22 protein-coding genes are annotated in these 24030 nt (G+C 63.6%); 8 read left to right on the top strand and 14 right to left on the bottom strand.

All coding sequences use genetic code 11. The features are described from left to right. Positions 1-2 precede the first annotated feature (2 nt). Positions 3-446 carry a cupin domain-containing protein gene (locus B4393_RS07415; RefSeq protein ID WP_078333584.1) on the top strand — a complete coding sequence of 148 codons (444 nt, stop codon included), beginning with the start codon at positions 3-5 and terminating at the stop codon, positions 444-446. On the opposite strand, the gene B4393_RS07420 is transcribed toward B4393_RS07415, so the two are convergent. The 7 genes from B4393_RS07420 to B4393_RS07450 form a co-directional block, all read right to left on the bottom strand. Beyond that, complete coding sequence (locus B4393_RS07420) at positions 436-3231, bottom strand: helix-turn-helix transcriptional regulator (protein WP_078333585.1); 2796 nt, start codon at positions 3229-3231, stop codon at positions 436-438. The two genes, B4393_RS07415 and B4393_RS07420, sit on opposite strands and share 11 nt — an antisense overlap. A 209-nt stretch (positions 3232-3440) precedes the next feature. Beyond that, on the bottom strand, positions 3441-4478 hold the full coding sequence (locus B4393_RS07425; RefSeq protein ID WP_165758443.1) for an XdhC family protein: 1038 nt from the start codon (positions 4476-4478) through the stop codon (positions 3441-3443). Continuing rightward, positions 4475-5461, bottom strand: a complete 987-nt coding sequence (locus B4393_RS07430; protein ID WP_078333587.1) for an FAD binding domain-containing protein — start codon at positions 5459-5461, stop codon at positions 4475-4477. The genes B4393_RS07425 and B4393_RS07430 overlap by 4 nt, the downstream gene beginning before the upstream one ends. Continuing rightward, positions 5458-5994, bottom strand: a complete 537-nt coding sequence (locus B4393_RS07435) for a (2Fe-2S)-binding protein (RefSeq protein ID WP_078333588.1) — start codon at positions 5992-5994, stop codon at positions 5458-5460. Before B4393_RS07435 ends, B4393_RS07430 begins: the two co-directional genes overlap by 4 nt. Continuing rightward, the gene (locus B4393_RS07440) at positions 5994-8219 is read right to left on the bottom strand and encodes a xanthine dehydrogenase family protein molybdopterin-binding subunit (RefSeq protein WP_078333589.1); all 2226 of its coding nucleotides are present in this window, start codon (positions 8217-8219) and stop codon (positions 5994-5996) included. The genes B4393_RS07435 and B4393_RS07440 overlap by 1 nt, the downstream gene beginning before the upstream one ends. Then, positions 8216-9388, bottom strand: coding sequence for an FAD binding domain-containing protein (locus tag B4393_RS28040; RefSeq protein ID WP_078333590.1), 1173 nt, complete (start codon positions 9386-9388; stop codon positions 8216-8218). Before B4393_RS28040 ends, B4393_RS07440 begins: the two co-directional genes overlap by 4 nt. Continuing rightward, complete coding sequence (locus B4393_RS07450; RefSeq protein WP_078333591.1) at positions 9385-10392, bottom strand: amidohydrolase family protein; 1008 nt, start codon at positions 10390-10392, stop codon at positions 9385-9387. Before B4393_RS07450 ends, B4393_RS28040 begins: the two co-directional genes overlap by 4 nt. 134 nt (positions 10393-10526) lie before the next feature. Between B4393_RS07450 and B4393_RS07455 the strand changes: the two genes are divergently transcribed. Further along, the gene (locus tag B4393_RS07455; protein WP_078333954.1) at positions 10527-11645 is read left to right on the top strand and encodes an NADH:flavin oxidoreductase/NADH oxidase; all 1119 of its coding nucleotides are present in this window, start codon (positions 10527-10529) and stop codon (positions 11643-11645) included. Positions 11646-11693: 48 nt separating this feature from the next. Here the strand turns inward: B4393_RS07455 and B4393_RS07460 are convergent, their stop codons facing one another. Further along, positions 11694-12626 (bottom strand): patatin-like phospholipase family protein, encoded by a 933-nt coding sequence (locus tag B4393_RS07460; protein ID WP_078333592.1) that lies wholly within the window; start codon positions 12624-12626, stop codon positions 11694-11696. A 57-nt stretch (positions 12627-12683) separates the two neighbouring features. Continuing rightward, positions 12684-13451 (bottom strand): SDR family oxidoreductase, encoded by a 768-nt coding sequence (locus B4393_RS07465; protein WP_078333593.1) that lies wholly within the window; start codon positions 13449-13451, stop codon positions 12684-12686. A gap of 153 nt (positions 13452-13604) precedes the next feature. Between B4393_RS07465 and B4393_RS07470 the strand changes: the two genes are divergently transcribed. Beyond that, on the top strand, positions 13605-14147 hold the full coding sequence (locus B4393_RS07470) for a TetR/AcrR family transcriptional regulator (protein WP_078333594.1): 543 nt from the start codon (positions 13605-13607) through the stop codon (positions 14145-14147). A gap of 44 nt (positions 14148-14191) precedes the next feature. After that, complete coding sequence (locus B4393_RS07475; protein WP_078333595.1) at positions 14192-14623, top strand: pyridoxamine 5'-phosphate oxidase family protein; 432 nt, start codon at positions 14192-14194, stop codon at positions 14621-14623. A gap of 15 nt (positions 14624-14638) precedes the next feature. Here the strand turns inward: B4393_RS07475 and B4393_RS07480 are convergent, their stop codons facing one another. The 3 genes from B4393_RS07480 to B4393_RS07490 are packed head-to-tail and all read right to left on the bottom strand — an operon-like array spanning position 14639 to position 18208. Then, entirely contained in the window at positions 14639-14908 is a 270-nt protein-coding gene (locus B4393_RS07480) for a metal-sensitive transcriptional regulator (protein ID WP_070937811.1), read from the bottom strand. A gap of 4 nt (positions 14909-14912) precedes the next feature. Next, positions 14913-17747 (bottom strand): MMPL/RND family transporter, encoded by a 2835-nt coding sequence (locus tag B4393_RS07485; RefSeq protein ID WP_165758445.1) that lies wholly within the window; start codon positions 17745-17747, stop codon positions 14913-14915. A 29-nt stretch (positions 17748-17776) separates the two neighbouring features. Continuing rightward, positions 17777-18208, bottom strand: coding sequence for an MmpS family transport accessory protein (locus B4393_RS07490; RefSeq protein WP_078333955.1), 432 nt, complete (start codon positions 18206-18208; stop codon positions 17777-17779). Positions 18209-18479: 271 nt separating this feature from the next. Here B4393_RS07490 and B4393_RS07495 point away from each other — a divergent pair, with 271 nt between their 5' ends. The 4 genes from B4393_RS07495 (at position 18480) to B4393_RS07510 (ending at position 21888) form a co-directional block, all read left to right on the top strand. Then, a complete protein-coding gene (locus B4393_RS07495) occupies positions 18480-19100 on the top strand; it encodes a mycothiol-dependent nitroreductase Rv2466c family protein (RefSeq protein WP_078333597.1) in 621 nt (206 codons plus the stop codon). Positions 19101-19158: 58 nt separating this feature from the next. Next, the gene (locus B4393_RS07500; protein WP_078333956.1) at positions 19159-20322 is read left to right on the top strand and encodes an NAD(P)/FAD-dependent oxidoreductase; all 1164 of its coding nucleotides are present in this window, start codon (positions 19159-19161) and stop codon (positions 20320-20322) included. Between the two features lie 31 nt (positions 20323-20353). Next, positions 20354-20734, top strand: coding sequence for a hypothetical protein (locus B4393_RS07505; RefSeq protein ID WP_078333598.1), 381 nt, complete (start codon positions 20354-20356; stop codon positions 20732-20734). Positions 20735-20853: 119 nt separating this feature from the next. After that, complete coding sequence (locus B4393_RS07510; RefSeq protein ID WP_078333957.1) at positions 20854-21888, top strand: TQO small subunit DoxD; 1035 nt, start codon at positions 20854-20856, stop codon at positions 21886-21888. Positions 21889-21898: 10 nt separating this feature from the next. On the opposite strand, the gene B4393_RS07515 is transcribed toward B4393_RS07510, so the two are convergent. Next, complete coding sequence (locus B4393_RS07515) at positions 21899-22732, bottom strand: glycoside hydrolase family 16 protein (RefSeq protein WP_070937815.1); 834 nt, start codon at positions 22730-22732, stop codon at positions 21899-21901. Between the two features lie 55 nt (positions 22733-22787). Further along, positions 22788-23948 (bottom strand): NAD(P)/FAD-dependent oxidoreductase, encoded by a 1161-nt coding sequence (locus tag B4393_RS07520; RefSeq protein WP_078333599.1) that lies wholly within the window; start codon positions 23946-23948, stop codon positions 22788-22790. Between the last annotated feature and the right edge of the window lie 82 nt (positions 23949-24030).

Raw genomic sequence — 24030 nt, forward strand, 5'->3', positions numbered from 1 at the left:
CCATGTCAGACAGCAGCTTTCTTCGAGACCTCCCGCTTGCGGGTGAAGTGGTCGGTACGGATTTCGAGGGATGGTCTGGGGAACTCAAGGCCGAGTTCACTGAACACGCCCAGGATGGCCGCGTCGGATCGCGTCTGCTGAGCCAGAACGATCGCGTCCGAGTATGGGAAATTAGGCTCGCCCCCGGCGAACGCTGGCACGCCCACCGCCACGTGCTCGACTATTTCTGGACCGCGGTGACGGCGGGAAATAGCCGTCAGCACACCTTCGACGGGACCACCCGAGAGGTGTCGTACGAGGCGGGGGAGACCCGCCACTACGACTTCGGGCCGGGCGAGTTCCTGCTCCACGACATCGAGAACATCGGCGATGCCGAGCTGGTGTTCACGACTGTCGAGCATCTCGACAGCAACAACGCTCCCCTGGACGTCAGAGCTATTCGATGACGTCGCGCAGCTCGTGCCGTCGACTGACACCGAGCTTGGGGTAGACGTGATAGAGGTGGGAGGCGATGGTGCGAGGCGAAAGGTTGAGCTGGTCGCCGATTTGCCGGTTGGTCAGGCCGGAGGCGGCGAGTCTGACGATCTGCCGCTCTTGTGCCGTCAGCGAGTCGAAACCCGCTGTGGTCCTGGCCGATTTTGACACGACTCCCGCCGCGCGCAGCTCGGCCCGCACGAGTGCGACCAGGGTCTCAGCGCCATGACGTTCGAACACCGTCAGGGCCGCCGTCAGAAGTGGACGGGCCTCTGCCGGTCGGCGCGCCCGACGCAGCCACTCCCCGTAGTGGAAACGCGCCCGGGCACGTTCCAATGGCCACTGGTCTCCGACGGGATCCTGTACAGCGAGCCGAAAATGGTTCTCCGCGTCCGCCGTCGTCGACACCAGCGCCGTCGCCTGATGATGCAGGAGCTGAATCCGTACGGGTGATTCGGAGTGCAGCTGTTGCCCCATGGCATCGATCAGTGGACGCACTTCTTCGGCGCGACCGCTTCGCGCGGCCGCCCAGGCTAGCTCGGCCATTCCGCGGTGCGATACCACGAAGTGCGTCGGCGTCCCGTCGGCATGAAACTGCTCACGAAAGTGCAGGTAGGCGCTGTCGAAGTCGCCTTGGGCTAGCGCGGTCCAGCCGTGCGCCCGCACTAGCGCCGCGCACGTCGGGCCCGACATCGCACCCAGCGAGGACGTTTCGACGCTCCGCAGTGTCGCGGCAGCATCGTCCGGGGCACCGCGATATGCGAGCAAGTGCGCACGGCACACGGTCGTCTCGTTGTGAAGCAGTGCGAGATCGTTGATCTCGCATAGGTCCGCGGTGGTGGCAAGAAGCTCATCGAGTTGATCCCAGCGGCCGGTGTCCAGCAGAGCCCAGGCCAGCGGTGCCATCGCGTAGGTGAAGCCGCGCATGCCGCCGGTGCTCTTAAGCGACTCCACTGCCTCGGTGAGATGGCAAGCAGCAAGCGCCGATTCCTCGCTCACAGAAGCCATCACACCGACCACCAACTGTCGGAAGGGTTCCAGATCGTTGGCTTGTGGTGTCAGCCAGTACCGGTCGAAAGGAGCAGGCCTGAGGTGGCCGGGGATGACGGTATCGGCGTACATGCCGATGTAACTGCGCTGCAGGGCAGCCGATCCGACCGGGAACGTGAAGAACTCGACTTGGCTGCCCTGAGGCTCGGAATCGTCGAATGGAAGCCGGGGCAGCCACTTCTGGAGCGCCTCCCGATGGGTGATGTCACCGGAGTAGTAGGAGCAAGACGCGCCGAGATAGGTAAGCGTCAGAGCCAGCCTGCCCTCGGGCGGCGTTACCCCGTCCATGCAGCGACGGACCAGTTCAAAGGCCTCGGTAGCCTGCGCCGCCTGCAGCCGTATGGAACCTCGCGTGAGCGAGGCGTAGCCGAGAACATCGGGATCGGATGTCAACTGAGATGCTTTGTCGCAGAGCGTGAGTGCCCATGCGGGATCACCGCCGAAGTTCGCAGCCGCAGCCGCCAGGGCGTAGCGGCGTGCGCCATCATCCCCGGCAACGCTCAGCTCACCGGCACGCCGCATGGCGCGCGCGATTTCCAGGTAGCCGCCGCGTCGTTGGGCCTGTCGCGCGGATCGTTCGAGGGCGCATGCGATGGATTCATCGGGTTCAGTGGCTGCTGCCGCCAGATGCCAAGAGCGGCAGGAATCCTCGAGTGAAGTCGACGCCCCGAAGGATAGGTGGGCGGCACGTTGATCGATAAGACTCGAATCGGTGTAGGCGAGTGTGCGAAGTAACGGATGACAGAACTTGACCCGCTTGTCCGAGGTGATGCTCACCAGCCCTGCCTCCTCGGCAGGCTTCCAGAGGGACAGGTCAGAGCCGTAGCCGGCGACTTGGGTGATGACGTCGACGGTTTCATAGCCCGATCCGGAAGCGCTGTACAGCAGAAGTTTTCGGGAATCGGCGTCGAGTGCCGCCAGTTCCATAGAGAAGATGGAATGCGCGCCACGGAATCCGGGCATGCTGTTGGACCGGAACACCGTGGCACCGGAAAGTCTATAGAAGCGCGCCCCCTCGATCAGTGCCAATGGGTTTCCGCCTGCCCAACGGACCATCTCACCGCGGACACCCCGTTCGGGGGGAGGCGATTGAGCGTCGAGGAGATCGCTCGCCTCCCGATCGGTCAGCGGGGGCACGTCCAGGACAGTGATGACCGAGTCGAACCCGGACAGGCTCTCCCGTCGGCGGGCCGTCATGATCACCGACACCGGTGTGCCGATGAGGCGCCGAGATATCGAGGTCACCACTTCTCGGGTGTCGCGGTCGAGGAGATCGACATCATCGAGCGCGAGCAGCAACGGGCGTTCACGGGAGGCTGATTTCAGCAGCGCGAGCAGCGCCTGCCGAATGACGACCGGACCGCGCGGTGTCGGTTGCGTACTCACCCCCAGGATGTCGTTCAGGGTGTCACGCAGGGGGGTGGGCAGCTCTTCGATGTGGTCATGCAGGGGCCAGATGAGTTCGGTCATTGACGTGTAGGCATGCTGCAGCTCGGGCTCGCCACCGGCGGTGAGCAGCACCCGGACCCCACGCTGGGCGGCGGCTGTGGTCGCATGTAGTAGCAATGTCGACTTTCCGATACCGGCTTCGCCGACCAGGAGCACCACATGGGGTGGGTTGTCCGCACGGGTGGCCACGCGCGCGACTGTGTTTCGCAGGTCATCGCGTCCGATGAACCGAGAAGGGTGAGTGGGAGCAGCGGTCATGGCGTTGCGATGGTAGCGCCATCAGTACGGCTCGATTCATTTTTTAGTGCTCTGTATGCCGGGCCATGCGGTGTGCACCTCGGCGACCCCTGCCTTGGAGACGGCTGCGACGAATTGGCTCGGCTGCACCTAGACTATCGCCGAATCATATTGTGGGGCTGAAGTGTACGTCGGCGCCGCGATGGCGTGAATACGGCGCGGCCGTGACATCATCGCGCCGTTCTGGTGGCGTATCTGGCCGTTAGGGGCATCGCGCTGCCGCCCGCAGCTTCTGCGATGAGCTCTGCGGCGATCGACAGGGCGATGTGCGGTGCCAGGCGGCCGCCCAGATCCAATCCGATGGGTGCGTGCAGCCGGGCCTCTTCGTCGGCCGGTAAACCCCATTCCCGCAGGGCACGCCTCCTTTGCGCGCATCTCGCTCGGGATCCCAAAGCTCCCACGTATCCGGGCTGGTCACCGTTAGGCCACCGGCGTGAGTCAAGCGCCTCCAGCAGCAGCGGGATCGAAAAACGCTCCTCGTGGCTGAGGTCTACCACGGCGGTGTCGGCAGCGACCAGGCTTTCCGCGCGTTGTTGTCGCAGGTAGCGGTCCGGCCAGTCTGCCACCAACTCGGCTTCGGCCGGAAAGCGATCAGGGCGCAAAAAGGTGGACCGAGGGTCACACACCGTGACGGCATAGCCCAGCCGGGGCGCGAGGTTCGCGAGTTCGACGGCAATATCGCTGATGCCGAACGCCAATAGGCGCTTGGGGGCCTCGTACCGTGTGCGGAACATGCCGGGTGCCGGTGGGCGCTGGCCTGATGCCAATGTGGTGCAACCGTTGCGGAGGTCCAACTCGGTGTATATCGGTCGCCCGGCAGCACATGCGGCCAGGAGGTCGGGTAATTCGGGGAAGTGCGTGGGTGTGACGGGGTGGATAGCGACCATGAGCGTGCCCCCGCAGGCGTGCGGAGGTGAGATAACATCACGCACCTCCGTTCCGGCCTCGAAGTGCACTGTGTAGCAGCTCATTCCGGAAAGCCCGTCGCGGTGATCGAGGAAGATCTGCTGCACACGGGCGTAGAGGTCGGCCTCGACACATCCCGGTGACACACTGCCAGCGACTCCGCCCTTTCGATCGAAGGCCATCATGGATCCCGCCGGATAGGGCGAACGCGCGGGCGCGTCGATGGCGCTCGCCGTGATGACGTCGCCATGCTGGCAATATCGATCCCAAATCCATTGGAGAACTGCATGGTTGATCATCATGTCGCGACGAGGGCGCATTCCAGAGCGCGAACCATAGCGTGCTTGGCAAGGTCGATCTTGAACCCATTCTGGCGCAGCGGTATGGCGCCGTCGAGTGCCATTTCGGCGGACGCGCGCAGGCTCGCTGGGTCGCCACGGGTACCGATTAACGCCGACTCCGCATCGGGTACCCGCCACGGCATGGCGGCGACACCACCGAGTGCCATTGCCGCCGAGGTGATGACACCATCGCTGAGGGTGAGCCCCACCGCTACCGACACCAACGCGAATGCGTAGCTGTGCCGGTCGCGGACCTTCAGGTACCAGCCGTTGGTGTAGTGGCGGTATGGGGACAGCTCGACCCCGGTAATCAGTTCGCCGGGGCGCATCGAGTTGTCGCGCTGCGGGTCATTGTCGGGCAGGCAGTAGAAGTGGGCGAGAGGGATCCTGCGGGCGCCGGCGGCGGACTCGACATGGACGAGTGCGTCGAGAATAGCCAGTGCTACCGCCATATCGGAGGGATGTACAGCCACGCAACTGTCGCTCGCGCCGAAGATTGCGTGTTCCCGATTGAAGCCGTCGCGTGCCGCGCACCCGGAACCCGGCGTTCGCTTGTTGCACGCCGGGAACGAGGCATCCATGTAGTAGGGGCAGCGAGTGCGCTGCAAGAGGTTTCCGCCGGCGGTGGCCATGTTGCGCAGCTGGGTTGTCGCGCCGGAGAGGATGGCATGTGACAGCACGGGATAGTGCGACCGGACCAGGTGATGATTCGCGATAGCGCTATTGGTAGCGGCGCCGCCGATGAACACGCCGCCGGCATCGGTGCGGAAGATCTCACGGGTGCCTATCCTGCGTACGTCGACGACGGTGCCGGGTTCGACCACACCGCGCTTCATCAGGTCGAGCAGATTGGTGCCGCCGGCGTAGTAACTGGCGCCGTCGGTCGATGCGAGCTGCACCGCCTCACGGATGGTCGTGGCCCGCTGAAAGGTGAATCGCTTCATGGACGTCCATCCCTCAGGCACGACGCGACAGCGTCCACGATATTCGGGTAGGCGCCGCATCGGCAGATGTTCCCGGCCATGCGTTCTCGGATCTCGTTGTCCGACAATATGTCCGGTCCGCCGACGACATTGCCACCCGCCGGCTCGAATGATGCGGCGGACAGATCGCCGCGGGCATGCTCGTACAGCAGCGCGTGCGCCGAGCTGATCTGTCCAGATGTGCAGTAGCCGCACTGGAAACCGTCACAGTCCAAGAAGGCCTGCTGAAGAGGGTGCAGTCGGTCATCCTCGGCAATGCCCTCGATGGTCAAGACGCTCGATCCGTCGATCGACACGGCCAATGTCAGGCAGCTCAGCACACGTTCGCCGTCGACCGTCACGGTGCAGGCCCCGCACAACCCGTGATCGCAACCCTTTTTAGTGCCCGTGAGTTGCAGGCGTTCGCGGAGCAGGTCAAGCAGTGTGGAGCGGACATCGATCTCCACCGACCGCTCAATCCCGTTGATGGTCAGGGTAATCGTGTGATCGGTCACTACCCAATCTCCTCGAGATCGAAGGGGGTCATCAGCGCTTCGAGCGTTATCGGCAGGTCGCGCAGCCTACGTCCGGTCGCGTGGAAGATGGCGTTCGCGACGGCGGCGGGAACGCCGCAGACGCCGATCTCGCCGATACCCCGGGCGCCCACGGGGGTGAGGTGGGTGTCGGAGCTGTCGACGAAGGTGATGTCGAATTCGGGGACGTCGGCGTGCGTGGGTACGTAGTACTCACCCAACAGGTGACCGGTACCGGGATGGTACGGAACCTGTTCTAGTAGCGCCATACCCAACCCGAACGTGATACCACCGATCACTTGGCTGCGGGCCAGCTTGGGGTTGATCACCTTGCCGCAGTCCATCACTGCGACCCATCGGGTAACCGTCGCGCGACCGATCTCCTCGTCGACTTCGACCTCGCAGAAGTGGGCGCCGAAGGACTGGGACACCGGGCCCGAATCGGGGGCGCCGGTGCTTTCGCAGGCGAAGTTCAGGTGCTCTCGGAGATCCGTTGTGACACTGGCGAGAATCTCGCCCACTTCGATGCCGGCCCGAGTGAGATCGGGGCCGACGATCATTCCGTCGCGGATATCCAGTGTGGTTGTAGCGCAGTGCAGCTCGTGCGCGGCGAGCGTGAGTAGACGTAGCTTCCACTGTTGTGCCGCCAGATGCACCGCCGAGCCGACCGCAGCCGTCGTCTGCGAGGCGCCGCTGTACGGTGCCTCGGGAAAGGATGAGTCGCCGGAAGCGAAGGACACTCGGTCCAGTGGCATGCCCGAGGAGTCCGCGGCGACCTGGCACATGACGGTCCGCACCCCGTTGCCTACCTCGTGAGTGGCCGAGGCGAACGTGAGGTGTCCGTCGTTGGCGGTGGTCACCCGACAGCCAGCAGGCATCCGGCGACCGGGATAGGTCGCGGTCGCCATTCCCCAGCCGACCTGAACACCGTTGCGGTGCAGGCTTCGCGGCGCTATGGGCCGCTCGTTCCAGCCGAACCGTTGGGCACCCTGTCGATAGCAGTCCAGCAGGTGCCGCGCCGACCAAGGGCTGCCGTTCGTCTGATCCTCGCGTGTGTCGTTCGTGATACGCAGCTGGACAGGGTCGACCCCGATGGCGTAGGACAGCTCGTCCATCGCTACTTCCAGCGCGAAGAGCCCGGGCGCCTCGCCCGGACCGCGCATGAAACACGGTGTAGGGGTGTGGGTCCGCGCGACGGTATGCGAGACGACCAGGCGCGGGGTTTGGTATAGGAACCGGGTGGACAGTCCTGCCGGTTCGCAGAAATGTGCCACCATGGAAGTGGCGCTGGTGGTGTGATGCTCAATGCTAGTCAAGCGGCCGGTGTCGTCGGCGACCAGTCGCAGGGTCTGCTCAGTGGGTGGGCGATGCCCCGTAGAGGTGAACATCTGGTCGCGGGTGAGCACAAGTTTGACGGGCGCCCCGATAGCTCGCGCGGCCACTGCGCACAGCGCGACGTGCATCCACATGAAGCTCTTGGAGCCGAATGCACCTCCCACGAGCGGAGCGATGATGCGGATCTTCTCGACGGGGATCCCGAAATACGCTGCCAGGACCCGGCGTTCACCGGATATCCAGCGGGTGCTGTCGTGGACGGTGAGATGATCACCGTCCCACTGTGCGATCGTGGCCGAGAGCTCGATGGAATAGTGCGCGTTTTGAGGAGTGGTGAACCGCGCTGAAACGATCTCGCCGTCGGGTTCGTCGTGCGGCCCCCGGCGGTCCTGCAGCTTTTCCTCGGTGAGCTTCACGAAGTGGTCAGGTTGGTAGGTATCCGACGCATCTCGCGCGGTCAATACTGCTGGGCACAACTGGTATTCCAACCGCATCAGTGAGGCCGCTTGCGTCGCGCCTTCCAGCGTGTCAGCCACCACGACCGCCATGTGCTGCCCGCGGTACTGGACGGTGAGGTCCGACAGCGGCGGGCGCCGCTCGAACGGCAAGTCCCAGGTCAGGTCGCGCGGGATAGGGTTCAGCGGAGTGCAGTTGAGGGATGTGAGCACGTACTCCACTCCGGGGGCCGCGGCCACTTGCCGCGCAGCCATCTCGAGCGAGGCCGCGGCGACGTGACCGTGTGATACCTCGGATTGCACCAGCACCGCATGCCGCACACCGGGAATTGGCGTGTCAGCGGTGTAGTGCGCTGCCCCGGTGACCTTCTCGAGGCCCTCGACTCGATTCACCGGCCGGCCGATCTGTGCGGTCACTTGTCCAACTCCCGATCCCACACTGGTGTGCTGTCCGTGGTGCCCAGCTGAGAGCCTATGGCGCGGGCCACCCCCACGGAGGCAATCTCGTAAAGGGAGCGCAATCGCCGACTCTCCCAGGTACGTAGCGGGGACTCCGGCAGCGGATCGTCGGCGGACCATCCACGAAACACCTGGGCCAGCAGGGCGGCGTCGGCGATGGATTTCGAGGTCCCGGAGGCGGTATGCGGGCGCACCGTTCCGGCGGCATCACCGATGAGGAACACCGAGCCGCGTCGCATCCGTCCTGCTGCGACGTCCATCACCGGTTGCAGGAAGGGGTTCGAATGCCGGACCAGCCGGGTGAACAGTGGCGGCAATGACTTTTCCGCGAGCTCATGCAGGATCCGCAGGTTGTCCGTGGTGACATCGTGTGGTGGCAGGAAGTAGTCGTAACGCCGGCCCGTCGTGCCCAGCATGACGCTATGGAACGCCGACTCAGAAGTGTTGACATACCAAACCCAGTTGACGCGCCGGTGTCCCGGTTCGGTCTCTCCTCCGGGGCCAGGAACCAGGTAGCACAGGAACTGGATGCCGTTGGAGCTGAAGAAGGTGAATCTGTCGGTTAGGTCGGCGCTGATGTCGCCGGGGAGGTCCTGTTCGCGCTCCAGGCCGCGCCAGGCCACGTATCCGCTGTAGCTCGGGGCCGCGTCGAATATGGAACCTCTTGTCACCGAATCGATCCCGTCCGCGCCGATGACTACGTCCCACTCCGACGTGCTGCCGTCCTCGAATGTCAGCTCCGCCTGACTATCGCCCGGCACCACCTTGGCCACCGATATGCCCTGGAGATATTCGGCGTTCGGTGTGGCGATGCGCAGTGCTCGGTACAGGGTGTCCCAGGCCGTCATGGTCTGCGGTTGGGCGAACGTTCGGGGCGGGCTGAAGCGGTGCAGCATCCGCCGTTCCCGCAGACCTACCACGACAGAGTTCGGGTCGATCTCCGAGAGGGTCAACAGTGCTTCGGTCTCGGGCTGCATCACGATGCCCGCCCCGCGCCCCTCGAGTTGTCCGGTGGATCGCTCGAACACTGTCACCTCGGCTGAGGTGACGCGGTTGAACTCCGCGGCTGCCGCGAGCCCAGCCAAGGAGCCGCCCACCACCGCAACTTTCCCGTAACCCGTCGTCATAGTTTCAGGTACCTTTCCGCGTTGCCCGAAGTGAGACTTGCCAGCTCGTCACCGGGAATCGGGAGGCACCGCAGGAACTCGGCTCCTGCGGTGCTGGAGCGATAGGGGTGGTCCACCGAGTACATCAGCCGATCGATACCGACGACATCGCGTGCACACATGAACGGTGCGGTGGTGAAGTAACCGCTCGTTGTCAGCACGAAGTGGTCCAGGAAGTACTCACTGACCGGACGTGCCAGCCCGGTGACCTTCTGCTGAAGCCCGTCCTCCGCACGAAACAGGCCGAAGGGCAGGAACTCTCCAAGGTGGCCAACGATTAAGCGCAGCGCGGGGTGCCGATCGAAGACTCCCGAGACGATGATGCGCAGACAGTGCAATCCTAGTTCGGCATGCCATGCCCACGCCGCAGTGGATAGGAAATAGCCGCTGCCTTCGGCAAGTCCGGCGGTGTAGACGTCACGCACAACCCGGGGCGGTGGCGTCGGGTGCAGGTAGAGCGGTACGTCCAGTTCGGAGGCCGCTTCGAAGATGGGTGTGTACCGCCGGTCGTCTAAGAAGGAACCGCCCTCGGTACCGTTGAGAAACCCGCCCACACAACCTAATTGGGTCACCCCGCGGTGCAACTCGGAGGCGGCCCCTTCCGGATCCCTGAGCGCTAGGTTGGCGAACATGCAAAACCGGTCCGGGTGACGTCGGGTCGCCGCGAACGCTGCGTCATTGGCGTCACGCACTAGGGAGGTGGCGTCGGCGGGCGCCAACCGGTGTTGTGCGCCCGAGGCCAGCGAGAGCACCTGGACGTCCACGCCACCCGCATCCATGGCCGCGATGCGTTGTTCGTCGAGGTCTAGCAGTGCGGCTCGCAATGCTGGTGCCTTGGCCGCAGCGGGCATGAACGGCCCTACGGCATCCCAGTGCTCGGGGGTGGTGAAATGCTCTTCGAGGGTAATGACCCGGACGGTGAGCTCATGGCTGCTCGCCGGCGAGGATCGCACCGTGAGTGTCATTGGTCTCCCAGCTCAGATCGGGTGGTGAGGTCACCGCTGCTGCGATGCCCCCTCTGTTTTCGCTCATGGTCGGGTGTTCAGGCATCAGTCATCTGACTGATGGTCGCGGCAGCCAGCCGGTGCACAATCGGCAAGTGCCTCTCCTCTTCGAGCCGCTGCGGCTGCGTGATGTGACGATTCCGAATCGGGCGTGGATGTCGCCGATGTGTCAGTACTCTGCAGCCGCGACAGGCCCTGACATAGGTGTTCCGACGAGCTGGCACAAGACGCATCTGGTGAGCCGAGCCGTTGGAGGCTCGGGACTGATCATCACCGAGGCGACATCGGTGAGTTCCGAGGGCCGGTTATCGCCCTATGACACCGGGATCTGGAATTCTGCTCAGGAGGAGGCGTGGGCGGGGATCGTCACCGCCATCGCGGGATGCGGTGTCGTGCCGGGCATACAGCTCGGGCACGCCGGACGTAAGGCATCGACCGTGGCCCCATGGGATGGGCACCGATCGGTAGACCCCTCGGATCCCTTGGCCTGGAAGACGATCGGGCCCACCGACCAGCCGTATGGGGACTTCGAGCCGCCCCGCGCCGCGACGACCGAGGACATCGGCAAAATCATCGATGACTATGTCGCGGCCAGCGAGCGGGCGCTGCGTGCCGGATTCCGCGTGTTGGAGATTCACGCCGCTCACGGCTACATACAGCACCAGTTCCTTTCAGCAGCAAGTAATACGCGTGACGACGAATACGGCGGCGATTTCACTCGACGGGTCAGGCTCACCCTCGACACGGTGGAGGCGGTGCGCAGCGCGTGGCCGGAGCATCTGCCCCTGATCGTGCGGGTTTCTGCCACCGATTGGGCCACCGATCAGCCCGGGCTGGAGGTCGGTAGCTGGACGGCAGATCAGACGGTCGAATTGGCGAAGCTGCTCAGTGCGCGCGGTGTCGATCTGCTGGACGTCTCCACGGGCGGCAATGTGCCCGGCGTGCGTATCCCCGTCGGGCCCGGATACCAGGTGCCGTTCGCGCGGCGGGTGCAGCAGGAGACCGAACTCCCGGCGGCGGCCGTGGGCCTCATCAGTGCTCCGGCACAGGCCGAGGCGATTTTGACCGAGGGTGACGCTGTCGCGGTGTTCCTCGCGCGCGAGCTACTGCGCGACCCGTACTGGCCGCGTCGTGCCGCCAGAGAGCTTGGGGGAGTGATCAATCCGGCAGTTCCCCGGCAATACGAGCGCGGCTATCCTGCCGGACGCCCGTAGCTGCGGGAAGTGATGTGCGGCCAGCAGGCGTCTGCTCGTTGCAGCCTCTCAGATGCCCGAGTATTCGTCGAGAGCCTCTGCGGCGCAACGGCGCCCGACCTCGATCACCTCGGTGGCGCGATGAAAGTCGAGACTGCGGCTGACGCTGCGCGGAACCTCGATGAGAACATCCGGCGGATGCGAGGCGAGTTGCATGCGGGCAAGTTGTGACTGCATGACCTCGATGGTCCGGTTCATCACTTCGAAGCTCGTCAGTTTCGCGGCGGGATCTGGTTGGCCGGCCGCCTCGGTGCCGTCGGTTTCGAACAGCGCCGAGGTGCTGCGCAGCAGCCGGTTCAACCACTCCGTCGTCACGCGCGGTTCACGAGGCTCGGGGTCCAAGGGCGGCGCCGGGGCACGTACTTCTTCGCCGCCGCTGAGGCTTACCGCCACTCGCAGCTCGGCGTGCACCCCGGCCAGCGGCGCAACCGCCATCAGATCGAGAACGCCGCCGTCAGCCAGCACCCGGCCGTCGAGCACGTGCGGAGAGATCATTCCGGGGATCGCGATGGATGCGCGGATGGCGGCGGCCAATGAGCCGCGCTGCAGCCATACCGACTTGCCGGCGATCAAGTCGGTCGCGACCGCGGTAAACGGGATCGGCAGGTCTTCGATGGCGACATCGCCGAGTAGCTCACGCACCACGTCCAGAATCTTCTCCGCGCGGAAGAAGCCGGGACTGGTCCACGTCGGGTCCAGGAGCCTGAGCACCGCCCGCTGCGTCAACGACGTTGCCCACGAGGTGAATCCGTCGAGCGCCCCGGCCGCTTCCAGGCCACCCACCAGCGCACCCATCGAGGATCCCGAGATCCCGGAGATCTCGAAGCCACGTTCACGCAGTTCCTGGATCACACCGATATGCGCATAGCCGCGGGCACCGCCCGCACCCAGCGCCAGCGCGATCTTGGTGCCGGACTCGCCTGTGCTCGCCTCGTCAGTCATCACCTCAATCTTGGCAAGACCACGGCAATGTATCCAGGTGAGGTCTGTGACACCTGGCTATGGGCGTGCGTGGGGGTCCGAGGCGTTGAGTGTCGCGACGACTTGGGCGTAGTCGCCGCGCGCCTCCCCATAGCGCAGGAACTTGACCTGCTCCACCTGGATCTCGGTGGCATCCGGCTGAGTCTCCAGCAGGCTGATGACCTCGTCGATGAAATCCTTCAAGGGCATTGCGAAGTCGCTGTCTTGTTGCCCCGGCGTGAGATCGGTGCGAACTGCGGGGGGTTGCAGTTCCTTGACCTCGACGCGGGTGTCTGCGAGCTGTAGCCGGATCGATTCGCTGAGCATGTGGATGGCGGCCTTGGACGCGTTGTAGCTGGGGGTGACCCTGAGCGGCGCGAAGGCCAATCCGGATGACACGGTGACAATGGTGGAGTGAGGCTGATTCTGTAGGTGCTCGATGAAGTTGGCGATCAAGCGAATAGGTCCGAGCACGTTCGTTGTGACGATGTCCTCGGCCGACTGCAGGAACGACTCGGGATGATGCCAATCTTCGACGCGCATGATCCCGGCCATCGCGACGAGGACATTCAGGGTGGGGTGGTCGGCAAGCACTTGTTGTGTCGCGGTGCGAATACTCACCGGATCGGCCACGTCGATCTGCACCGCCGAGATGTCGGGGTGTTCGGCGCGGATCTGATCCAGTAGTTCGGTACGGCGGCCGCCGACTATCACGGTGTTGCCCTTGCTCTGCAAGGCCAAGGCCAGTTCCAAGCCGATCCCGCTGGTGGCTCCGGGGATGAACACTGTGTTGCCCGAGATCTTCATCGTCGGCCTCCCACTTCGATTATGTGTACGTACCGTACATATAAGTAATGTACGGTACGTACACATAGTTGGCAAGAAGGGGAGGCGGCGGTGACCACTGCGGCACGCGGCACGGCGAAACGGCCTCGTCGGGGGCGTCGGCCTGCGGATGAAGTGCGCGACGAGGTGCTTCAGGCGGCGGGCGACCTGTTATTTGACGAAGGGATCAGCGGGTTCACCATCGATAAGGTCGCTGCCCTCTCCGGTGCCAGCAAGATGACGATCTACAAGTGGTGGCCGTCCAAGGGGGCTCTCGCGCTCGACGGCTACTTCCGGAAGGTCGAACCGGAACTGAGCTTCCCGGACAGTGGAGACATCGAGCGCGACCTGCGCACGCAGATGCGGGCCTTTCTCGGCATCATTCGGGATTCGGCCGGTGGCCGGATCATCGGCGAACTCATTGGGCAGGCCCAGATCGATCCCGAGCTCAAAGATGCCTTCTTGCAAAGGTATTCGGGGCCGCGTCGAGCTCTTGCTGTTGCGGCGATACGCCGGGCACAGGAACGAGATCAGCTCAGTGCCGGTGCGGACCCGGAGGTTGTCGTGGATCAGTTGTGGGGTGCCTGTTACCACCGGCTACTGATCCCTGACCAACCGCTGACGGAGGGCTTCGTGGATGCCTTGTTGGACAATCTGCTCGGCGGAATCAGAGTGTGAGGAATACGGGAATAAGTCCGGCAGATCTGTCGGTTTGACGCCATATGCCACGTCAGTTCACCGAAGCAGAACGCCAGGAGTTCCTCGAGGCGAAGCACATCGCCGTGTTGTCGGTTGCGGCCGATAACGGACGCCCGCCCGCCAGCGTGCCGATCTGGTACGACTACACGCCCGGCGGAAACATTCGGATCAACACCAGCGCGGGCAATCGAAAGGCTCGGCTGATAGAGCAGGCGGGCGCGATAACGCTGACGGTGCAGCACGAGGAGCCGCCGTACCAGTACGTCATCGTAGAGGGGACGGTCGTCGATACGGAGCGGCCGGCGCCGGCCGAGCCGCGGGAGACAATCGCCATCCGCTATCTCGGTGAGGAAGCCGGGCGGGAGTTCGCGCGTGGTTACGACAACGCCGATACCGTCCTGTTCACCGTCCGTCCCGATCGCTGGTTCACCGCGGACTTCTCGGGCGAGCTGTAAGCCCGAGCCGCGGCGTTACGCCAGGGCGAGGAACAGTTTCTCGAGTTCGGCCTCGGTCATGGGTGCCGTCTCGCCATTCTTATCGGCGGCGATGCATTCACGGAGGCCCGTGGCCACGATCTTGAACCCGGCGCGATCGAGCGCTCGTGACACGGCAGCCAGCTGCGTCACGACGTCTTTGCAGTCGCGCCCGGTTTCGATCATGTTGATCACTCCATTGAGCTGCCCCTGTGCCCGGCGCAGTCTGCCGAGGATCGCGGTGATGCTGTCTTGATCGTCGATCATGTGTCTACCTTTCGAGGGGTCTAGCTACTGACAGTATACCCTCCTGGGTATAGGGCCTGCTCGATTCTCGAGCGGGTCGCGTGCGGACTTTCAGTGGCCACCAGAACCATGGACCTAGTAGCCCGGCTATGGATGGGGTCATCAGTGAGCGCACGATCAGTGTGTCGAACAGCAGGCCTAAGCCGATTGTGCTTCCCGCTTGGCCGATTGAGCTCAAATCGCTTGCGGCCATGGACATCATGGTAAAGGCGAACACCAGTCCGGCAGCGGTGACGACTCCGCCGGTGCCGCCCATGGAGCGGATGATGCCAGTCTTGAGTCCCGCGCCGATCTCTTCCTGGAATCGTGACACGAGCAGCAGGTTGTAGTCCGAGCCGACGGCCAGGAGGATGATCAGACCGAAGACTGGTGCGATCCAGCTGAGCTCAAGGCCAAAGATGTATTGCCACACCAGTACCGAGAGCCCGAATGCGGCGCCGAGGGAGAGCAGCACGGTGCCGACGATGACGAGTGAGGCGACGAGGGCTCGGGTGAGGAGCATCATCACGGCGAAAATCAGTGTCAGGGCTGCGATTCCGACGATCAGGAGGTCGTAGCGAGAGCCGGATTGGATGTCGCGATAGATCGCAGCCGTTCCGGTGAGGTAGAACTTCGCCCCCGTCAGGGCGCTTCCCTTGACGGCTTGATGGGCGGCCTCCAGCTCGGTGATGACCGAGGAGATGCCCGCGGGGGTGGCCGGGTCCTTGTCGTGTGTGATGATGAAGCGCGCGGCCGTGCCGTCGGGAGACAGGAACAGCTTCAGTCCTCGCTGAAAGTCAGGATTCTGGAATGCTTCTGGCGGTAGGTAGAAGTAGTCGCCGCTGCGGGATGCGTCGAAGGCTTGTCCCATTGCGCTAGCGGTGTCGGTCATCTTAGCTATCTGTGTCACCAGGCCGGAGAAGCTGCTGTGCATGGTCAACAGCGCCGCGCGCATGGATTTGGCCATGGCAATGATCGGCGGGAACTGCGCGACCATGTGCGGGATGATCGAGTCGATACTTCCGATGTCTGTTGTCAGTGCGCGCATCTTGTCGCTGAACGTGTCGACGCCGTCGATCGCGTCGAACACCGAACGTATCGCCGAGCACGCCTGGATATCGAAACAGTGTTGCTCCCAATAGAAATAGTTTCGCAAAGGCCGAATTACGTCATCAAAGTCGGCGAGGTGGTCCCGTATCTCGTCCAGGGTCGTCTTCGCGTCCGTCATATCGGCGGTCGTTCGGTGGGCGGCATCGCTCATCTGGGCAAGCAGGGATTGCATGCGCTCCATGGAGCCGACCATCGCTCCCAGATCGTCACCCATGGTGAGCATGTCCGCTGTGCGGTCCTTCATGAATTGCAGGTTCTGCTGGATGGGTATGGACTGGGCGCTGATCTGGAACGGTATCGACGTGTGTTCAATCGGGCCACCCAAGGGGCGGGTGATGCTTTGCACCATCGCGATCCCCGGGGCTCGGAACACATCCTTGGCGATCTTGTCCAGGATGATCATGTCGCCGGCGTTGCGCATGTCGTGGTCGCTTTCGACCATCAGAATATCGGGATTCATTGTGGCGGCCGTGAAATGGCGTTCGGCGGCCGCATAGCCGATGTTCGACGGTAGGTCGGCCGGTATGTAGAACCGGTCGTTGTAGCTGACCTTCATGGTTGGCACGATGGCGATACCGATGAGCGCTATGGCCAGTGAGGCGGCAAACACCGCGCCGGGCCAGCGCACCGTGGCGGTGCCGATGCGCCGCCAGCGCCGAACCTTCACAGCCCGCTGGGGATCGAGGAGTCCGAACCGGCTCGCGACCACGACCACCGCGGGCGCGGCGGTGAGTGCACCCGCCACGACGACAAGCAGTCCCAGTGCGGACGGGATACCGAGTGCTTTGAAGTAGGACAGCCGGGCAAGATGCAGGCACAGGGTCGCTCCGGCGATGGTCAATCCCGAGCCCAGAATGATGTGGAAAGTGCCGCGGAACATCGTGTAGTACGCAGCTTCTCGGTCTTGGCCGGCTTGGCGTGCTTCCTGATAGCGGCCGATGAGAAATATGGCGTAGTCGGTGCCGGCCGCGATAGCCAATGACGACAACATGGCCACCACGAATGTCGAGAACCCCAATAGGTCGTAGTTTCCGAGAATCGCGACAACGCCTCTGGCGGTGCCCATCTCGAAACCAACCATCACCAAGACCAGCAACATCGTGCTGATGGAGCGGTACGTGATGAGCAGCATGAGCATGATGACCGCGCCCGTGACACCCATCATGATGAGCATGCTCTTGTCGGCGGCTTCGTTCATGTCCGTGGTCAGCGCCGCAGGACCAGTGACATACACCGCCAAGCCTGCCGGCGGTGCTGACCGGTCCACGATCTCGCGGACTGCGTCGACGGATTTGTTTCCCAGCGTGCTGCCTTGATCGCCGGCGAGATTGAGCTGCACGTATGCGGCCTTGCCGTCGCGGCTCTGCGCACCGGCAGCGGTCAGTGGGTCTCCCCACACGTTCTGCACATGCTGCACATGCTCGGAGTCGGCCTGCAGCTCGCGCACCAAGGTGTCGTAGTAGCGGTGTGCCTGCTCGCCGAGCTCTCCGTCGCTCTCGAGCACGATCATCGCGATGCTGTCGGAGTCGGACTCGTGATACTTCTGGCCGATGTGTTTGGCCGCGATCATGGCCGGCGCATCGTGCGGCGACATCGTCACGGCGTGATCTCTTGCGACCGATTCAATCGGAGGCACAAGCACATTCACTGCGATAGTCAGCAGCAGCCACCCCAGCAGTATCGGCACCGCGAACCGGCGCACGAACCGCATAAATGCGGGACGCTTCTCGTGATCGGTGCTCATGCGGCTTTCACCAGACAGGAGGTCTGGGCGTGATGTCCGTCCGCGGACCGCTCGTCTTCGAGCACGCCGTTCACCGTGATCCGGCATCCGAGAACAGAGCTATCGCCTTGTGCCACAACGCTGGCGATCACGGCCGGAACGGTGGTTTCGATCGTGTACGCCCAGGGCAGAGTGACGAAGTGCTCCTGTCGAGGCACAGCGTTCTCATCCAGGTAGTTCACCGCACCGGTGGTGCCGCTGGGACCGTAGATCTCGTATCGCACTCGCTTGATCGTGGAAGACACCAATGGTTCCGCGCTGCTGCCGGTGGCGGAAAAGATCGGCTCTGACCCGAATGCGCCACGCAGGTGATTCACGGAGATTGCACCGAGACCAACCGCGGACGCGATAACCACCGGAACCCACGTTCGCTTCAACACGGTAACTATTGCTATGTGCACGCTCCCGACCGCCTTTCTGCTGTATATCAAGTGTTTTCGCACGATGCCGAAGGCTGCTCAGGCAGGGTCGCTCGTGGCCTGTAAATACAAATACTATACCCCCTACGGTATATTCCTCTCACGGATCCATCTCGGACCTGTCCTGGCGGATACCTCGGGGGGTATGGTATGAATGAAGCGAAATGAACCTGCGCGCTGACGCTCTTGCTGTCGTGGTTCCTGGTGTCAGTCATGTTTTCACAGTGATCGGAGATGCCGCATGTCAACAGGTAGCGTTGCAGCACAAGGCAATACATTTGACGTAAGAATCTGGCTCGATCCGGTGTGCCCGTTCTCCTGGAACACCGCGCGGTGGCTGGATACGGTGGCGGCCCAGTCCGGTCTGCTGGTCGACTGGCAGCTGATGAACCTTGCGGTATTGAACGAGGGCAGGGAGTTGCCGCCCGCGCAGCAGGCACGCATGCGCGACTCACGCCAGGTGGGACGCCTCATGGCCGGCATTCATCGTGAGCTGGGGCAGCGCGGCCTGCATAGGGCGTATTTCGCCTTCGGCAGGCTGTATTTCGACGAGTCGCTCCCCGTCGGGGAGAAGCTTGCGGATGGTGTGTTGGCGGCGGTGACGCCTCTGACGACGACAAGCGAATCATTGTCGGACACCACATTGGATGAGCTCGTCCGCAGCTCCCATGAGGCGGGGCAGTGCGCGCTGGGCGATGTCGGCGGCAGTCCGCTCGTGCAGCTGCAAGGACGCACGTTCTTCGGCCCGGTCCTGACGTCCGTGCCGGATCGTGACACCGCGCAGACGCTGTTCGACGCGATCAGCGGGCTCGCCAGGGTTTCGGAGTTCACTCAGCTGCAGCGCCCGCGCCCAGCCCACTAAGAGCGGGCAATCAAGTCCACGAAGCCAGTGGCTTTTCTAGGAAAAAGGAGTGCAGATCATGAAGAAGATCGTCATCCTGGGTGCCGGAATCGGCGGCCTGAGCGTGATCAACGAAATCCGCCAATCCGGCGTATCACTCGACGACGTGGACATCACGGTCGTGGACGAGGATTTTTCGCATTTCCTCGGTTTTACCTTGCCCTGGGTTATGCGGGGCTGGCGTGACGCGACGAGCGTGCCGATTCGGCCCAGCACCGAGGCGTTGTCGGGGATAACCACCATCACGGGTTCCGTTGCCGGCATCGACCCCGACGCGCACACGGTAACCCTGGCCGACTCGTCGATCCTGCACTTCGATGCCCTGGTGATCGCCACCGGTGCCCGCAATGCGCTCGACAAGGTGCCGGGTCTGAGTGAAGCAGCCGACCGGGGTGACGCGGTGCACTACTACGGAGTCGCGGCAGCAGGTGATGCGCGGCGCGCGTTGGCGAATTTCTCGGGAGGCAAGCTTGTCTTCCTGGTGACCTCGCAGCCGTATCGCTGTCCGGTGGCTCCCTACGAGGGCGCCCTGCTGGCGTCGGATCTCCTGCGTGAGAAGGACATACGATCAGGCGTAGAAATCAGCGTGTACACCCCGGAAACACACCCCATGCCCTCGGCGGGTCCCTATGCGGGACCGCAGCTGGTGCAGCTGCTCAAGGACAACGGCATTGCCTTCCACGGTGAACACTCCACCGAACGCATCGACCCGGACAACAAGGTTGTCGTATTCGGTGACGGGACCACCGTGAGTTTTGACTTGCTGGTTTTCGTGCCGCCGCACGAGCCGTCGGTCACCATCGACGCCGCGGGATGGATCGGCGTCGATGCTCAGACCATGCAAACCCCGTACGAGGGGATCTGGGCAATCGGTGACACCGCGACGGTGACCTCGCCCTCCGGGCGGCCGCTGCCGAAGGCCGCCATCTTCGCCAAGAATGGCGCGAAGGCCGCGGCCCGCAACGTATTGCACTATCTCGGTGAGTCAGATAGCGGCGCCGCCCTCTCGGGGTTGGGGTATTGCTACATCGACACTGGCCAGCACCACGCGGCTCAGGGTAAGGGCGACTTCTTCACCCTGCCCCACCCCGCGATCACCCTCACCGAACCATCCACGGGCCAGCATGACGACAAGCAGGATGAGGAATCCCAGTGGCGTGACATGTGGGAGAAGACAACCTGACGGTGTCGTCGGCGCTGCTAGTATCCGGGATATGCCGCTGGCACAACGCAAGCCGAACGCGGTAGCGCGCCGTCGGTGGCTGATCCCCCTATTGCTAGTCGGCGTCCTGTTTTCGCTGGCACTCGTACACTGCCCTAAAGGTATTGCCGCACTGACTCATACGGCCGCATCGAGTTCCAGTGCGGATATTGTCGGCGCGGATGCGTGCGCCACCGCCGATGCCATTCTGGTCGACAATGCGGCACACACTGTCCTTCCGTCACTGGCGATGCCGACGGTTGTCATCGCGTTCAATGGCCTACCAGCCCACAGCGTCATCACCTTCTCGCGCGGCTCACCCGGAAACGTGAATCCCCTTGCAGCACCGGATGGTCGATCACTCTTATGTCGGATCGGCGTGATTCGGCGCTGATCCGCGTCGTCCTCATTGCACTCGTCAACATTGGCTGCCGCTGCGTGCTGCCCTCATCAAGGGTGGGCGCGAGCGTGCTGTTCCCGCTAGTTCAATCCCAAGACTTTGAGGTCGACACCATGAACAACAACGTTTCTGTAAGCACCGAAAACAGCCGGCCCGATATTGCCGGGCTGCTCGCACTTCCCCTCCGGCTGGTGGTCGGATGGACCTACTTCTCAGCCTTTTGGCGAAGAGTCGCACTCGAGAACAAGTTGGACCCGGATGTTTCGGGCTACGTGGGGGAGAAGTTCAACCACTTTCTGCCCCACGCCCTCGGCATCAAACCGATCATCGGCTTCCTGATCGAACACCCGGACCTGCTGAAGTGGTCGATGATCATCTTCACCGTGGTGGAGGGCATTACAGGGTTGTGCCTGATGGCGGGGATTCTCACCAGGGCAATGAGTGTCAGTGTCTTCCTGCTTGCACTGGGGATCCTGCTGGGGTCGGGCTGGCTGGGCACAACCTGCCTGGACGAATGGCAGATCGGCATTCTCGGCATCGCCTCGGGACTGACACTGTTTCTGTCCGGCGGAGGCCGCTACTCAGTGGATCACTATGTGGCGGAACGTCATGACATGTTCACCAAGCGGAACTGGTTCACCCGGCTGGCGTCGGGACCTGTCGATGTTTCCCGCCACCTGGTTCTCGGCGGCGCGGCCGCGGTGCTGGCGATCGCATTGTTCACCAACCAGTACTTCCACGGTGGACTGTATGGGCCCCTGCACAACAAGTCGGTGGCGCCGGTCATCGAGATATCGGACGCACACATCTCCGATCGGGACCTGCGGTTCACCGTGTACCGGACCGAGGGCGTGGATGTTTACGGATCGTTCCTGGTGGGTGTCACCGTCACCGAAAGCGAGACCGGACGGGCCGTTGTGGATCTGCGCGCGGATCAGCTGAGCAGGCTGCCCGCGCACGCCATCACCAATCACTACATCGCAGCGGTGAAAACCGGTGCGCACGGTGTGATTGTGCCGTTGGGGGCCAAGGCGGAGCTGAACATCGAGGGCCCGCACGTACCAATCGATCCGCGACATCACTACACGCTGTCGCTTGCCGACGTCAGCGGCGCCGTGTGGGTGCAGAGGTTGCAGATCGGCGATTAGAGCGCGCGAGCTACCAGACGCGGATCCAGTCGACGAGCATTTCCGCGGGGTAGGTGCCACCGCGCGGATCGCCGCCGCCTGATCCCGCGACGGCCAGGTTCAGCACGGCGAAGGCCTTGTGACCCGGATTGTTGAACGGCCAGTCCGCCAGGGAGTTGGCCGCGACCTCGAAGTATGGGGCGGCGCCGTCGGTGTAGTCGCGCCAGAAGCGGATGCCCTTGTCATCCCACTGGGTGCGCCAGGTGTGCCAGCCGCTGTCCAGGGACAGATTGTGGGTTTTCCATTCCGAGCCGTTTGCCTTGGCGTGCACGGTGGTCGCGGCCGGCCAGCTGCCGTTGCCGTACCACTCGACGATGTCGATCTCACCGTCTTGGTCGCTGCCGAGCCAGAACGCCGGCCATGCGCCCGGGGTCAGGCAGTTGAACTTGATGCGCGCTTCCCAGGTGTAGCCGATACCGAGTTCGGTCGTGCTGTAGATCTTGCCGCCGTAGTACGTGTTGCCGTCTTTCGCGGCCTTGATGACCAGGTTCGAGTTGCCGTCGAGGTAGACATTCTTGCGATCGTCACGGTACTGGCCGACATTCTCGGGCAGCTCCCAGAACGTCGGGTCCTTCATGGACTCACGAGCCTTCGATATCGCCCACTTGGACCCGTCCGGTGCCGATCCGGCCGGGCCGTCGAACTCGTCGACGAAGACGTACTTACCGGTGGGGGGTGCCGCGGGCGGGCGGTTGGGCGGGTTCTGCGGAGACGGTTGCGCCCACGCCTCCGGCATGGAAACCGCTGCTGCCAACATGCCAAGCCCTGAGAACGCCATCATGCGGCGCCGATCCATGTTCACCATCGTGGCCGACCCTAACAGGATTCGCCCGAACGGGTCCGGGTGCGCGGGACGGCCGCTAGTGCTGCATGCGTAGCGAGTCTCGGCCGGGAGCCAGCATTGCCGCGGTGAGTCCGCGTGCGGCCACATCATCCGGCAGGGGGCCGCCGGTGGCCAGCGCGGCGCCCACCCGGGCCAGGGCTGGAGCCATCTGAATGCCGTATCCGCCCTGGGCCGCGTACCAGAAGAAGCCCTCGATATCCGGATCGTCACCCACGACGGGCGTGCGATCGGAGGTGAAGGATCGCAGGCCCGCCCAGGCCGAATTCACGCTCCGGATGCCCAGGGTGGTCGCCTCGTTGATCATCCCGATAGCGCGCGCCATCTCCAGCTCGTCCGGCCGCGGGTCACCGGGTGGCTGAAGTGTCTCGTCGGCGGGAGAGCAGAGGAACTGCGCGCCATCGGGTTTGAAATAGAAGGCCTCCGACGCGTCCAGCGTCATCGGAAGTGAGCCGATGGTGCTGCCCTGCGGCGCGGAGGCCATGAACGCCGTGCGCCGCAGGGGCTGGATTCCCACCGCTCGCGCACCCATGAGCTGTGCGAGCTCATCGCACCACGCACCGGCCGCGTTGACGACGGTCGCTGCTTCGAATGTCCGTCCGGAGGAGTCGTGCAGCACCCACCGGCCCTGCTGTCGCACTGCGCTGACGATTGCGGCCGACTTCTCGATGATTCCCCCGCGCCGCCGTAGGCCGCGCACGTAGCCCTGGTGCAGCCCGTGGACGTCCAGTTCCATCGGTGTCAGATCGACAGTCGCCAGCTGGGTGTACCCGGAACGCAGATACGGGTTGATCTCCTGGGCGACGGCGCCGTCGACCAACTCTGTGTGACACCCGAGCAGCCAGGCCTGCTGGTGTGCTTCCCGCAGCGCATCCCGGTGCGCGGCATCGGCGATGATCAGCAGCGGCAGGGATGTGGCCAGTGGTGCGTCGAAGCCCTCACGCGGATCGGTGAAGAAATCACGGCTGGCCGCCGTCAACATTCGAATCACGGGATTTCCGTAGTTCTCGATGAAGGTCGCCGCCGACCGGCCGGTGGTGTGGAACGCGAGCGTCGGCTCACGCTCGAGCAGAGCGACGGTTCGGTGTTGGGCCAATTCGTAGGCGATCGAGGCTCCCGACATCCCGCCGCCGACGACGATGACATCGACGGAGAGTTCGGTCTCGATGAGGTGGCTCACGTGAACTCCGTCTCGGTGAGGTGATGGTCTCTTGAGTTCGAGGGTAGGTCGTGAAACCGCCGTATTGTCGTCACTGAGTGGT

Source organism: Mycobacteroides franklinii (genome assembly GCF_002013895.1).
Classification (GTDB): Bacteria; Actinomycetota; Actinomycetes; order Mycobacteriales; family Mycobacteriaceae; genus Mycobacterium; species Mycobacterium franklinii.